This is a genomic window from Methylobacterium sp. E-025 (assembly GCF_022829705.1).
Taxonomy (GTDB): Bacteria; Pseudomonadota; Alphaproteobacteria; order Rhizobiales; family Beijerinckiaceae; genus Methylobacterium.
Map to the genome: position 1 here is coordinate 26,367 of NZ_JAKSYR010000102.1, position 12,849 is coordinate 39,215.

15 protein-coding genes and 1 tRNA gene are annotated in these 12,849 nt (G+C 71.6%); 8 read left to right on the forward strand and 8 right to left on the reverse strand.

Annotated features, from left to right (window positions below; genetic code table 11):
• The first annotated feature begins 195 nt into the window (after positions 1-195).
• Positions 196-1,227: an SDR family oxidoreductase gene (locus tag MKK64_RS12375; RefSeq protein WP_243935195.1), complete on the forward strand. Its 1,032-nt coding sequence runs from the start codon at positions 196-198 to the stop codon at positions 1,225-1,227.
• A gap of 1 nt (position 1,228) precedes the next feature.
• Positions 1,229-2,131: an alpha/beta fold hydrolase gene (locus MKK64_RS12380; protein WP_243935196.1), complete on the forward strand. Its 903-nt coding sequence runs from the start codon at positions 1,229-1,231 to the stop codon at positions 2,129-2,131.
• 25 nt (positions 2,132-2,156) lie between these two features.
• Here MKK64_RS12380 and MKK64_RS12385 read toward each other — a convergent pair whose 3' ends face one another.
• The 3 genes from MKK64_RS12385 to MKK64_RS12395 all read right to left on the reverse strand — a co-directional run bounded on the left by MKK64_RS12385 (position 2,157) and on the right by MKK64_RS12395 (position 3,948).
• Positions 2,157-2,609: a cyclic nucleotide-binding domain-containing protein gene (locus MKK64_RS12385; RefSeq protein ID WP_147841495.1), complete on the reverse strand. Its 453-nt coding sequence runs from the start codon at positions 2,607-2,609 to the stop codon at positions 2,157-2,159.
• 66 nt (positions 2,610-2,675) lie between these two features.
• Positions 2,676-3,254: a methylated-DNA--[protein]-cysteine S-methyltransferase gene (locus MKK64_RS12390; protein WP_243935197.1), complete on the reverse strand. Its 579-nt coding sequence runs from the start codon at positions 3,252-3,254 to the stop codon at positions 2,676-2,678.
• A 7-nt stretch (positions 3,255-3,261) separates the two neighbouring features.
• Positions 3,262-3,948 (reverse strand): response regulator transcription factor, encoded by a 687-nt coding sequence (locus MKK64_RS12395; RefSeq protein ID WP_147725679.1) that lies wholly within the window; start codon positions 3,946-3,948, stop codon positions 3,262-3,264.
• Positions 3,949-4,227: 279 nt separating this feature from the next.
• Here MKK64_RS12395 and MKK64_RS12400 point away from each other — a divergent pair, with 279 nt between their 5' ends.
• The 3 genes from MKK64_RS12400 to MKK64_RS12410 all read left to right on the forward strand — a co-directional run bounded on the left by MKK64_RS12400 (position 4,228) and on the right by MKK64_RS12410 (position 5,711).
• Positions 4,228-4,803, forward strand: a complete 576-nt coding sequence (locus MKK64_RS12400; protein ID WP_243935198.1) for a L,D-transpeptidase — start codon at positions 4,228-4,230, stop codon at positions 4,801-4,803.
• Between the two features lie 136 nt (positions 4,804-4,939).
• Positions 4,940-5,332, forward strand: coding sequence for a nuclear transport factor 2 family protein (locus MKK64_RS12405; RefSeq protein ID WP_147841498.1), 393 nt, complete (start codon positions 4,940-4,942; stop codon positions 5,330-5,332).
• A gap of 190 nt (positions 5,333-5,522) precedes the next feature.
• The gene (locus MKK64_RS12410; RefSeq protein ID WP_243935200.1) at positions 5,523-5,711 is read left to right on the forward strand and encodes a hypothetical protein; all 189 of its coding nucleotides are present in this window, start codon (positions 5,523-5,525) and stop codon (positions 5,709-5,711) included.
• Between the two features lie 84 nt (positions 5,712-5,795).
• Here the strand turns inward: MKK64_RS12410 and MKK64_RS12415 are convergent, their stop codons facing one another.
• From MKK64_RS12415 to MKK64_RS12430, 4 genes are all read right to left on the reverse strand, one after another.
• Entirely contained in the window at positions 5,796-7,085 is a 1,290-nt protein-coding gene (locus MKK64_RS12415) for an MFS transporter (protein ID WP_147725684.1), read from the reverse strand.
• Positions 7,086-7,232: 147 nt separating this feature from the next.
• The gene (locus MKK64_RS12420; RefSeq protein ID WP_243935202.1) at positions 7,233-8,651 is read right to left on the reverse strand and encodes an FAD-binding oxidoreductase; all 1,419 of its coding nucleotides are present in this window, start codon (positions 8,649-8,651) and stop codon (positions 7,233-7,235) included.
• Between the two features lie 267 nt (positions 8,652-8,918).
• Positions 8,919-9,185 carry a hypothetical protein gene (locus tag MKK64_RS12425; RefSeq protein WP_147725674.1) on the reverse strand — a complete coding sequence of 89 codons (267 nt, stop codon included), beginning with the start codon at positions 9,183-9,185 and terminating at the stop codon, positions 8,919-8,921.
• Positions 9,186-9,566: 381 nt separating this feature from the next.
• Positions 9,567-9,642 (reverse strand) — tRNA-Thr (locus tag MKK64_RS12430).
• A 217-nt stretch (positions 9,643-9,859) separates the two neighbouring features.
• On the opposite strand from MKK64_RS12430, the gene MKK64_RS12435 reads away from it, so the two are divergent.
• Genes MKK64_RS12435 through MKK64_RS12445 form a run of 3 tightly spaced genes read left to right on the forward strand, consistent with a single transcriptional unit; the run spans position 9,860 to position 11,455 of the window.
• Positions 9,860-10,330, forward strand: coding sequence for a TerB family tellurite resistance protein (locus MKK64_RS12435; RefSeq protein WP_243935204.1), 471 nt, complete (start codon positions 9,860-9,862; stop codon positions 10,328-10,330).
• 13 nt (positions 10,331-10,343) lie between these two features.
• Positions 10,344-10,742, forward strand: a complete 399-nt coding sequence (locus tag MKK64_RS12440) for a CidA/LrgA family protein (RefSeq protein ID WP_147841528.1) — start codon at positions 10,344-10,346, stop codon at positions 10,740-10,742.
• Entirely contained in the window at positions 10,739-11,455 is a 717-nt protein-coding gene (locus MKK64_RS12445) for an LrgB family protein (protein ID WP_147725671.1), read from the forward strand. The genes MKK64_RS12440 and MKK64_RS12445 overlap by 4 nt, the downstream gene beginning before the upstream one ends.
• Positions 11,456-11,465: 10 nt before the next feature.
• Here the strand turns inward: MKK64_RS12445 and MKK64_RS12450 are convergent, their stop codons facing one another.
• A complete protein-coding gene (locus MKK64_RS12450) occupies positions 11,466-12,560 on the reverse strand; it encodes an NAD(P)/FAD-dependent oxidoreductase (RefSeq protein WP_243935205.1) in 1,095 nt (364 codons plus the stop codon).
• Positions 12,561-12,849: the final 289 nt, after the last annotated feature.

The window sequence follows — 12,849 nt, forward strand, 5'->3', positions numbered from 1 at the left end:
CACCCGCGACATCGCCTCGCCGGCTCAGGGCTTCCGCAGCCGCTCGAACCCGAGCCGGCCAGCTCGGGCACTCGAACGCCTGCGTGCAACGGACGCGCCTGGATCGCGCCTCGTTCGGCAACATCTCACGGTTTCGCGGGTAGCTCCCGAAGACCGCGGCTCCGTGCCGACCGGTGCGTGGAGCGATGGGACGGCATGAGACACAAGGCATTGCGCGATCAGGTCGTCGTCGTCACCGGCGCGTCGAGCGGCATCGGGCTCGCGACCGCCCGCCGGGCCGCGGCCGGGGGCGCACGCGTGGTGCTCGCGGCCCGCAGCGCCGACGTGCTCGAGACCGTGCGGTCTGAGATCGAGGCGTCCGGCGGCCGGGCGATCGCCGTCGCCTGCGATGTCGGGAACCGGGCCGAGGTCCAGGCCGTGGCCGATCGCGCGGTGGCCGCGTTCGGCGGCTTCGACACTTGGGTGAACGTCGCCGGCCTCACCATCTACGGGCCGCTGCGCGAGGTGTCCGACGCGGACAACGTCCGCCTGATCCAGACCAACCTCTGGGGCACGGTGTTCGGGTCGCTCGTCGCCGTCGAGCACCTGCGCCGCGGCGGCGGTGCGCTGATCAACCTCGGCAGCGTCGCCTCCGACCTCGCCTTCCCGTTTCAGGGCATGTACGTGGCGAGCAAGCACGCCGTGAAGGGGTTCACCGACGCCCTGCGCATGGAGCTGCTGGCCGAGGATGCGCCGGTCTCGGTGACGCTGGTCAAGCCGACCTCGATTGACACGCCGCTGCCGCAGCGGGCACGCAACTACATGGACCGGGAGCCGATGCTGCCGCCGCCGATCTACCCGCCCGAGGAGGTCGCGAACGCCATCCTGCACGCCGCCGTGCATCCGCAGCGCGACATCATCGTCGGCGGGGGCGGCAAGCTGATGGTGGCCGGCAAGGAATTCGCGCCGGGTGCCTACGATCTGCTGGCGCCGGCGATCATCGCGATGCAGAGGCGCGGCGAGGCACCGCGCGACCCGGCCGGCGCGCTGCATGCGCCGAAGCATGCGGGCGCGGTCCGCGGTACGCAGCCGGGCTACGTGATGCGCACCAGCGCCTACACCCGGGCGACCCTGCATCCGGTCGCCGCGACGGCGGGGCTGATCGGGCTCGGCCTCGCCGCGCTGGCGCTGACGGGCATCGGCAGCAAGGCGGGCAATCCGCCCCGCGGGCGCAGGCGCTCGCTCTAGGATGGCCGCCCTGCTGCTCGACACGTCCGGCCTGCCCAGCCCTCCCCCCGAGACCCAGCGCATCGTCCCGCGCAAGATGGTCGACCTGCCGGACGGGCGGTCGATCGCCTATGCCGAGACCGGTGCCGGGCCGGACCTCGTCGCCATCCACGGCACGCTGATGACGCTGGAGGACATGTGGCTCGGTCCGGTGCCAGCGCTCGCCCGGCACTTCCGGGTGGTCGCCGTCGACCGGCCGGGGCACGGACTTAGCACCCGCGCCCGTGGAACCGACGCCTCGCCCTGGCGCCAGGCCGAGCTGATCCACACGGCCGTGCGATCGCTCGGGCTGCATCGCCCGGTGATCGTCGGGCATTCCTACGGCGGCGCCGTCGCGCTGGCCTACGGGCTGCTCTACCCCGACGACGTCGCCGGCATCGTGGCGCTCGCCCCGGTCTGCTTTCCGGAGCTTCGCCTCGAGCAGGTGCTGTTCGGCCCACGTGCCGCCCCCGTGTCCGGCCCGGTGCTGTCGCGGGCCCTCGGGGCGTCCGCCGACCCGACGCTTCTGCCGATGCTGTGGAACGCGATGTTCCTGCCGCAGACGATGCCGAAGGCCTTCGCCGAGGCGTTCCCGTTCGGGTTCGCCGGGCGGTCCGGCCAGATCGTCGCCGAGGCGGAGGATGCGCTGTCGCTCTGGGTGGCGCTGAGCCGGAGCGCGACGGCCTACGCGACCTGCCGCGTGCCGGTGCGGATCCTGGCGGGCGATGCCGACATCGTGGTCAACCCGATGATCCACGGCGCCCTGGCCATCCGCTTGATCCCCGGTGCCCGTTACGAGCGGCTGCCGGGCATCGGGCACATGCTGCACCACTTCCGCGCCGATGCGGTGACGGAGGCCGCGCGCGCCGTCCTGCCACGATCCTGACCGCCGGCCACAGTGGCCCGGTCGCTCAATCCGCGTCGAGCATGGCGCGGACCCGGTCGAAGCCCCGGTTCAATCCGGTCAGGTCGTCGGCCAACGCGTCGTGGATCGCGGCCGCGGCGTCGGGGAACTCCTCCAGCACCCTACGCATCAGCGTCGGGGTGATGCGCATGACCTCCGCCGCATCGCGCGCGGTGGCCTCGCTCGGCCGCTCGCCGCGGACGAACAGGGCGAGCCGCCCGATCAGCGCAGAGCGCCCGGCCAGGATCGTCTCGCCGCCGGGCACGCGCGGCTCGAGGGCGATCGTGCCCGACAGGACGATGAAGCCGCCGTCGGCAGGATCGCCGCGGGCGAACAGCCGCTCGCCGGGATCCAGCGACCGGCGCTCGGCGGCGAAGGTGAGCAGGCGCAGGGCGTCGCGCCCGAAGGCTTCGAACACCGGCGCGGCGGCGAGGATCGCGATGTCGTCTTCGATGCCCAACCCGCGCCGGTCCTTCCCAATCCGATCGGCGATCCTTAGCGGAAGCGTCGGGAACGGGGAACGGGCTCAACGCAGCAGCGCCGCCCCGAACAGGTCGGCGTGACGCTCCACGCCGCCGAGCCCGACATGGCGGGCCTCGTGGTCGAGGAGCCAGCGCTTGCGTTCCAGGCCGCCGCCGTAACCGGTGAGCGTGCCGTTCGCGCCGACGACGCGGTGGTACGGTACCACCACGCAGATCGGGTTCGCACCGTTGGCGGCGCCGACCGGGCGCACCGCGCGCGGATGCCCGATTCGCGCCGCGAGCGCGCCGTAGCTCTCGGTCGTTCCGAGTGGCACGGCGCGCAACGCGGCCCAGACCGCCCGCTGCAGCACGGTCCCGCCGGTGGCCGTCTCGATCGCGTCGATGGCGTTGAGGTCGCCGTCGAAGTAGTCCGCGAGCGCGCGCAACGCCCCGCTCGGATGCGGGCTGTCGGCGATCGACCAGCCGCCGCGGCCGTAGCCGCGTTCGAGCAGCGTTTCCATGCGGTCGCGATAATCGTCGAAGTCGGCGACCCGCAGCCGCCCGTCCGCGTCGGTGAGGAGGACGAGCGTTCCGATCGGGCTCGCCAGGGTCTCGCGCCGAAGGGCGACCGGGGCGGCCCTCATGCCGGCATCACGGCAGCAGCTTGTAGCCGCCGCCCTCGGTGACGAGAATCGCGGCGAGCCCCGGATTCGGCTCGATCTTCTGCCGGAGCCGGTAGATGTGGGTCTCGAGCGTGTGCGTCGTGACCTGCGCGTTGTAGCCCCAGACCTCGGCGAGCAGCGTGTCGCGGCCGACCACCTCGCGCCCGGCGCGATAGAGGAAGCGCAGGATCGCGGTCTCCTTCTCGGTCAGCTTCAGCTTGGAGCCGCGCTCGCCGACCAGGAGCTTCGCGCCCGGCTTGAAGGTGTAGGGGCCGATCTGGAAGACCGCGTCCTCGGACGCCTCGTGGCTGCGCAGGTGCGCGCGGATGCGGGCGAGCAGGATCGCGAACTTGAACGGCTTGGTGACGTAGTCGTTGGCGCCCGCCTCGAGGCCCTCGACGGTGTCGGCCTCGGAATCCTGAGCCGTCAGCATGATGACCGGCCCCTTGAAGCCGTTCTTCCGCATCAGGCGGACGGCCTCGCGCCCATCCATGTCGGGCAGCCCGACATCCATCACCGCGAGATCGATCCGATCGGCGGCGACGCGGGCGATGGCCCGGCCCGCATCGACCTCGGCGACCACCGTGAACTCCTCGCAGAGGTCGAGCTGCTCGGTCAGGGTCTCGCGCAGGATCGCGTCGTCGTCGCAGATGAGAAGGCGGTAGGCGTTGGACATCGTCCGAGGAACTCTTCGACAGGGCACGACCGGAACGAGTCGTGCCCCGGAACTCCGGCGCGCGGGCGATCTCGCTCCCAAAAACCCGAGGGTTCTTCGACCCGGGTAGTCGCCTTAGAATAACGCGCTTTTCGCGGCGGGGAATTGCCTTGTGCACAATTATTCGACCATTTCGGTGACATCCTGCCCGTATGGGCCTCGCAGGACGGGGCCGGCACGGGCGGGCGGAGCCGATCGGGGCCCCGAACGCCGAGCCTGGAATCACTCTCGCGCAGAATCATGATTCAACGACCTCGCCCTCCCCGAACCGGCTCCCGACCCGGCAAGACGACCACCCTGGCGACGCTTCGCGTGCACCCGCGCGTCGGCGACCGGCGCAAGGGCCTGCTGCAGGCCGGCGACGCGGTCATCCCCTGCGCCCTGGGAAGCGGCGGCATCGTGCAGGTGAAGCGCGAGGGCGACGGCGGATCGCCGCGCGGTCGCGTCCGCCTGCGCGGCGGCAGCTATAGGCCCGACCATCTTCCTCGCCCTGCCACCGCCCTCCCCTTGCGCCGGACGGCGCCCGGCGACGGCTGGTGCGACGACGTCCGCGACCGCCGCTACAACCGGCCGATCGCCCTGCCCGCGCCGGGCGTGAGCGCGGAACGGATGTGGCGCGACGACGGTCTCTACGACGTGGTGATCGACCTCGACCACAACCGCGGCCCGATCCGCCCCGGCCGCGGCTCGGCGATCTTCCTGCACATCGCCCGGCCGGGCTACACGCCGACGGAGGGTTGCGTCGCGCTCAAGCGCGCCGACCTGCTCCGGCTCCTGCGCCGCCTCGGGCCGCGCACCCGCCTCGTGATCGGGTGATCGCGCGAGGATCGAGACCAGGACCGTCGGCCGCCATGAAGCCGTGACACCAGAATCTTTGCCTATCCATGGCTTCTCATCTGGCGTCTGGGCCGATACCCTCCTAGCGCAGATCGCCACCGCCGGAGGATGAGCCGTGCCGGACGAGACCAAGACGCCGGACGCGCCGGACTACGACCGCCTGCTGCGCGCGAATCTCGAACGCATCTTCAACGAACGCGACGGCGCGAAGCGCGAGCGCGCCCTCGATGAGCTCTTCGTCGCCGACCCGGTCATGTACGAGCCGACGACCGTCGTCGTGGGCCGTGCGGCGATCTCCGAGATCGCCGGCAAGCTTCTCGAGCAGTTCGGGCCGGACTTCCGCTTCGCGCCCGATGGCGTCGCGGTCGGGCATCACGGGCTCGGCGTCCTGCGCTGGAAAGGCGGCCCCCGGAACGGGCCGGTCGTCGTCACCGGCGCGGACGTCGCGAACGTCGTCGATGGGCGGATCACCCGCCTCTGGGTCATGCTGGACCCGCCGAAAACCTAGGAGCGCGTCGAGCACCACCGCGTGCGCCACGATGTGAGGTCTTCGCCGGCGTGCGGGGAGCCATCGGCGGCGCGTGGTCGACTTCGGACCGCAGGCGGACCGTCGACCGAACCGATCCCCCTCCGGCCGGGACAGACTTTTGAAGCGTCGGCATAACCAGCCCTTCACCGACGCCGGGTCATGATGCGCCATGACCAGCCCCGTCGCCCGATCCGTCCAGATCCAGGCCGGTGCCCTGTCTCAGTCGATCGGCACCGCCGTCGCGCGTCAGCAGATCGACGCGCAGAAGGCGGTCGCCGCGCTGGTCGCGGAGACGGCGGTTGCCGTTTCGCCCCCGGTGCCGGCCGGTCAGGGACGGGTCGTCGACCGGACGGTGTAGCCGTCACCTGCGCCATGGTCGTAAGCGGCGCCCGCGATCGGGCTCGATGCCTGATCGCGATGTGTCGGACGCCGGCACGCGGTTTCAGCCGGCGGCCGGCACCGCACCCGGCACCGCCTCCCGCCGCGGCGGGCTCAGCGTGAGGATCAGCGCCGAGGCGACGAGGCACAGCGCGCCTGCGGCGAAGAAGGCCGGCAGGTAGCTCTGCAGCTCGGTCCGCGAGAGGCCGGCGCCGAAGGCCGCCGTCGCCGCGCCGAGCTGGTGCCCGGCGAAGACCCAGCCGAAGACCACGTTGGCGCGCTCGCGCCCGAAGCGCTGCGCCGCCAGCTTCACCGTCGGCGGCACGGTGGCGATCCAGTCGAGGCCGTAGAACACCGCGAACAGCGACAGCCCGGCGAAGGAGAAATCGGAGAACGGCAGGCACAAGAGCGAGAGCCCGCGCAGGCCGTAGTACCAGAACAGGAGCCAGCGGTTGTCGTAGCGGTCCGACAGCCAGCCCGAGGCGACCGTGCCGACGAAGTCGAACACGCCCATGCCGGCGAGCACGCTCGCCGCCTGGACCGGGCGCAGGCCGTAATCGGCGCAGAGCGGGATGAAGTGGGTCTGGATCAGCCCGTTGGTGCTCGCGCCGCAGATGAAGAAGGTGAGGAACAGCACCCAGAACACCCGCGTCCGCGCGGCCTCGCGAAGCGCCGCGATGGCGCCGACGGCGGGCCCGCGCGGCGGAGCGGCATTCGCCGCCGTCTCGCCGTAGGGCAGCAGGCCGACATCCTCCGGCCGGTCGCGCAGCAACAGGAACACGAAGAGGGCCGCCAGCCCGAGCAGGCTGCAGACCGTGAGCAGGGCGGCGCGCCAGCCGAGCGCCTCGGTCAGCGCGGCGAGGATCGGCAGCACGATCAGCTGGCCGGTGGCCGAGCTCGCGGTGAGCAGCCCGACAACGAGGCCGCGCCGATGCGAGAACCAGCGCGTCGCCACCGTCGCTCCGAGCACCAGCGCGGTCAGCCCGGTGCCCACGCCGACCACGACGCCCCAGAGCAGGATCAGCTGCCAGAGCTGCGTCATCGCGAGCGAGGCCAGCAACCCCGAGGCGATCAGCGCCAATGCCGCCAGCACGATCCGGCGCGGGCCGTAGCGGTTCATCAGGGCGGCGGCGAAGGGGCCCATCAACCCGAACAGCACGAGGCGGATCGCCAGCGCCGAGGAGATCGAGGCGGTGTCCCAGCCGAATTCCGTCTGCAGCGGCAGGATCAGCACGCCGGGCGCCCCGACCGCGCCGGCCGTGACCAGCATGGTGAGGAAGGTGACCGCGGCCGAGACCCAGCCATAATGCACGCCGCGGCGCGCCAGCGCCCGGGCGAGCGCGCCGGACAGCACAGGGGACGGACTGGCGACCATCATCACACCCTCGACCGATTCGGAGCGCCCACGCCCGAAACAGGCATACGCATGTATTTCGGTGGGACGCCAAGCTCGGATTTCGGGCGAAGTGGCGGACCGAACGGAGCCGGCGCGCGTGCGTCGCTAGTCGCGTCCGGCCATGGCGCCGGCGTTCATCAGCCCGTCCGGGTCGATGGCGGCCTTGACGGTCTCGATCAGGGCGAGCCGGGTCGGGTCGGCGTAGCGGCGGAGCAGGTCGCGCTTGAACCGGCCGATGCCGTACTCGGCGCTGAAGCTGCCGCCGAGATCGATCGCCACCGCGTAGAGGTCGTGCGCGATGCCCGCCTCGACCCGGCGGGTGAAGGCGAGGCGGTCCTCGCCCGCCGGCACCATCAGGTTGTAGTGGACGTTGCCGTCGCCGACATGGCCGTAGAAGGACAGGCGCACGCCCGGCATCCGCTCCGACACCAGCGCACCGCCGCGGGCCAGGAACGCGCCGAGCTGCGAGACCGGCACCGCGATGTCGAGCTTGACCGAGCCGCCGGCCTGCTTCTCGCCCTCGGGGATGGTCTCGCGCACGGTCCACATCGCCCGGCGCTGCGCCTCGGAGCTCGCCAGCACCGCATCGGTGATCCATGCCCGTTCCATCAGGGCTTCGAGGGCCGCCATCAGCACGTCGTCGAGCGGGATGTGACGCGACGAGGACGAGAGCTCGAGCAGCACCGCCCCGCCGGCTCCGGTGGCGAAGCCGGTCGCGGCGCCGCGCATCTCGGCGACCAGAGCGAGCGACGAGGCCGAGATCAGCTCGAAGGTCGAGACCAGGTCCGAGGTCTCGCGGCGCAGGAACGCGGCGATCTCCGAGATCGGCGCGCCGGCGGCGAGCTGCAGCCACGCGGTCGCGCGGAAGCTCTGCGCCGGCCACAGCTTCAGCACCACCCCGGTGACGATGCCGAGCGTGCCCTCGGCGCCGACGAAGAGCTGCTTCAGGTCGTAGCCGATGTTGTTCTTGCGCAGCCGCTTCATGTCGGAGAGCAGCGACCCGTCCGGCAGGACCGCCTCCAGCCCGAGGACCAGGTCGCGGGTCATGCCGTAGCGCAGCACCTGTAGGCCGCCGGCATTGGTTCCGAGGTTGCCGCCGAGGCGGCAGCTTCCCTCCGCGCCGAGGCTCAGCGGCAGGAGGAGGTCGTGCGCGGCCGCGGCCGCCTGAGCGTCGGCGAGGATCGCCCCGGCATCGCAGGCGAGCGAGAAATCGAGGGGATCGACCGATCGGATCCGCGTCATCCGCTCCAGGCTGACGACCAGCTGCCGTCGTCCGGTTTGCGGCGTCGCCCCGCCGACGTAGCCGGTGTTGCCGCCCTGCGGCACGAGCCCGAAGCCCTCGGCCTTCGCGAGGCGCACGAGCGCCTGCACCTCGGCGACCGACCGCGGCCGCAGCACGGCCGCCGTCTCGCCCTGCATCAGGTCGCGCTGGTCCCGGGTGTAGCGCCCGGTGTCGGAGCCGGTCAGCACCCCACCCTCGCCGAGGAGGCTGCGGAACGGAGCGACGGCATCGGAGAGGGTCATGACAGCTCGCGCGGGTTTCGGACCTCGGGCGCGGACCATGTCGCCCCAACGCCCGGTTGAAAAGCCGCGACCGGGCCGCAGCCGGTCGATCCGCCTCGGACGCATGAGAAAGCGGCAGGGCTCGTACCCCGCCGCTGGATCTCGGCCCTCTGCTCGGGCGCGCCGCCTTTCACCAACGACGGCCCGCGCGTTACGACCGTCGCGATCACGCCGCGGGGAATGACCCGACGGACGACGTCGGCGACGACCTCCAAGCCCGCCAGCCGATCAGCAGCGATTGCCGCCGGCGGTCTGGCCGTACTGCTTCACCGGGAAGTTCTGCTGGTTGGCATTGCCCTCGGCGGCGGAACTCATCCGGCAGGTAGCCGGATTGCGGTCGAACCGCTGATCGAAGCCGTCGAACGAACCCGTCGTCTCGACGTCGTAGGGCGCAAAACCGGTGTAACGCGCCGGACGGTCGTAGGCCATTGCCGACGAGATCGTGGCGACGCCAAGAATAGTAGCGGCGGCGATGGCGGCGATACGGGTCTTCATGGTGGCGTCTCAGCTCCTCTGCAGGACAAACCCTGATCCGGGTCCGTTTCTCTCTGCTTGAGACTGAGATGGTGAGCCGCTTACATTTTCGACGTGCCGCCGCGCACGCACCGGCCGGGATTAAAAAGCTTGCCGCAACTACAGCAGATCGCCAGCGTCGGCGTCCTCGTTCGGCAAGATTGCAAGCTTGCGCTGGGGGCGGGCCGCGAGCGCCGCATCGGCTCCAGGCGACAGCGTGACGCCACCCCGCGGGATCGCATGGTCCAGGCGATCGCTCCAACGACGTCGAGCCGATCGGGCGCACAGGGTCACTGCTGCGCGAGCGGCAGACATCGATTCGAGCTGAAGTGTTCACGACCGTTGCGGAGAGCGCAACCAAAATGGTGCCGCTTGAGGGATTCGAACCCCCGACCCCCTCATTACGAATGAGGTGCTCTACCAGCTGAGCTAAAGCGGCATCCGTCCGCGGTCGCAGGGTGCGATCGCCGAGGCCACGGTGCATAGCCGTCCGGTCTGCCGTTGGCAAGGCGGCACCGTTCGCGAGGCCGGCTGCGATGCAGGCGGGACACGGCGGCGCGGGGAAGCGTCGGGGCTGCGCTTCGCGTCCTTGACGGGGGCGGATGCGGCGGGAAGGGTCCCACCGCACCGGGCGCGCCGGTCGCGGGAACATCGCCATGTCGCTGATCGCACGCCTGCGGGCCTATGCCGCCGAGGCCTTCGGGGTCGCCGCGCACGAGACGCCTGGCGACGACACCCACCTGGCCGCCACCGCGCTCCTCGTTCACGTGGCCCGGGCCGACGGCATCCTCGCGCCGGCGGAATCGGACCGCCTCGCGCGTCTGGTGCGCGGGCGCTACGCTGAGAGCGCCGAGGCCGCCGACGCCCTGATCGCCCGGGCCGCCGCCTGCGATTCCGAGACCCGCGACGTGGCGAGCCTCGTCGAGATGCTGCCGCACGAGGCCGATGCCGGCGAGCGCGGGCGCATCCTGGCGATGGCTTGGTCGGTCGCCGCCGCCGACGGCCACGTCGACGAGTTCGAGGAGGCGCTGGTCTGGCGGCTCGGCAAGCTCCTCGGCTTCGACGAGGCCGGGATCGCGCGGGCGCGCGGCGAGGGCATCCCCGGCATCGCCGCCGATCCGGCCTGAGCGGCGGCGATCGATGATCGCGAGCCTGACCCTGATCCTGCTGGCGCAACTCCTCGGCGAGGTGCTTGCCCGCAGCGCCGGGCTGCCCCTCCCCGGCCCGGTCCTCGGCATGGCCCTGATGCTGGGCTTCCTGGTGCTGCGCGACCGGCGCGCGCTGCACCTGGCACGGGTCCTGCCGAAGCCGCTGACCGACGGGACGCTGGAGAACACGGCCCGCGGGCTGCTCGCCAACCTGTCGCTGATGTTCGTTCCGGCCGGCGCCGGGATCGTCGGGCGCCTCGACGTGGTGCAGGCGCAGGGGCTTCGCCTCGCAATCGTGGTCGTGGTCTCGACCGCGGCGGCGCTCGTCGCCACGGTTCTGGTGTTCCTCTGGGTCGCGCGGCTGACGGCGCGGATCGGGGGCGACCGGTGAGCGGCGAGTTCGCGGTCTGGGTCTACCTCGCGCGCACGCCGCTGCTGTGGCTGACGGTGACGCTGGCCGCCTACCTCGTGGCGGACCGGATCTCGGCCGCGAGCGGGCGCCACCCGGTGGCGAACCCGGTGCTCATCGCCATCGCGATCACCGGCACGGTGCTGACCCTGACCGGCACGCCCTACGCCACCTACTTCGACGGCGCGCAGTTCGTCCACTTCCTGCTCGGGCCGGCGACGGTGGTGCTGGCGATGCCGCTCTACGAGCACCGCGCCACGGTGATGCGGGCGCTCCTGCCCATGCTCGCCGCCCTCGTCGCCGGCTGCACGGTGGCGCTCGGCAGCGCGATCGTGCTGGCGCGCCTCCTCGGCATCCCGGAGCCCGTCATCGTCTCGCTCAGCCCGAAATCGGTCACGTCGGGGGTGGCGATGGGCATCTCGGAAGCGCTCGGCGGCGACCCGACGCTGACGGCGGTGCTGGTGATGCTGACCGGCATCACCGGCGCGATCCTGGTGACGCCGCTGATGCAGGCCTTGGGTATCCGCGACATGCGCGCCCGCGGTTTCGCGGTCGGGCTCGCCGCCCACGGCGTCGGCACCGCGCGGGCGTTCCAGGTGAGCGAGGTCGCCGGCACCTTCGCCGGCATCGCCATGGGGTTGAACGCCTTCCTCACCGCGATCTTCGTGCCGCTGGCGCTGCGGATCCTGTCCTGAGGGCGCGCCGTCACGCGCCGAGGCGGTCGGCCACCGCTTCGGCCAGGGACAGGCTGGCGGTCAGGCCAGGGCTCTCGATCCCGAATAGGTGGACGAGGCCCGGCAGGCCGTGCTCGGCCGGCCCGTCGATCACGAAGTCGGCGGCCGGCTCGCCCGGGCCGGTGAGCTTCGGGCGGATGCCGGCGTAATCGGGGACCAGCGCGCCGTCGGGCAGGCCGGGCCAGTAGCGCCGGATCGCCGCGTAGAAGGCGTCGCCGCGCGCCGGATCGACCCGGTAGTCGACCGCCTCGATCCACTCGACGTCGGGGCCGAAGCGCATCCGCCCGGCGAGATCGAGGGTGAGATGGGTGCCGAGGCCGCCCTCGACCGGTGCCGGATAGATCAGCCGGGAGAACGCGGGCTTTCCCGTGAAGCCGAAGTAGTTGCCGCGCGCCAGCACACGGCGCGGCACCCGCTCGGCCGGGTAGCCCTCGGTCTGCGCGGCCAGGGCCTGTGCGTCGAGGCTCGCCGCGTTGACCACCGCGTCGCACGGATAGTCGCCGGGGCTCGCACCGCCGAACGCCGCCGCCCAGCGTCCGTCGCGGCGCCCCAGGCCGGTGACGGGGGTGTGCAGGGCGATCGCGCCGCCGCGATCCTCGAGATCGCCCTGCAGCGCCAGCATCAGGCCGTGGCTGTCGACGATTCCCGTCCGCGGCGACAGAAGCGCTGCGGTGCAGGCGAGGTTCGGCTCCAGGCGTCGGGCCTGGGCGGCGTCGAGCAGATCGAGTCCTTCGACGCCGTTGGCGACGCCGCGATCCCGGATCGCGGCGATCGTCTCCGCCTCGGCCTCCGTCGTGGCGACGATGAGCTTGCCGCAGGCGCGGTGGGCGATGCCGTGGCTTTCGCAGAGCGCGTAGAGCCGGCGCGCGCCGTCAACGCAGTGCTTCGCCCGCAGGGAGCCCGCCGGATAGTACATCCCGCCGTGGATCACCTCGGAGTTGCGCGCGGACACGCCGGTGCCGATCGCCTCCGCCGCCTCCGCGACGACGACCTCGTGCCCCCGCAGCGCCAGGGCGCGCGCGGTCGCGAGGCCGACGACGCCCGCACCGACGACCAGGACTTCCATGATGCGATCCTCCGCCGCCCGTTCTCGGCGAGGTCGCCAGACCGGTAAAGGCCCGGTGCCTCGTCGAGGGCGTCGTACCGGGCGGCAGCGCGAGGCATACAACTATAAAGTGTATAGCGATTCGCGTCAGCGGCGGACGATTTAGGATTCGCCTAAGGGATTGTCGCCGTGAGCGAAATGGTCGACCGGAGCGCGCTGCGTGCGTGCATTTGCAACCCGCTTGAGCGCGTTAATCAATTCTAAGTAGATTTAACGCACTGAATGGATCGCGCATAAGTTGTGTTTTGAG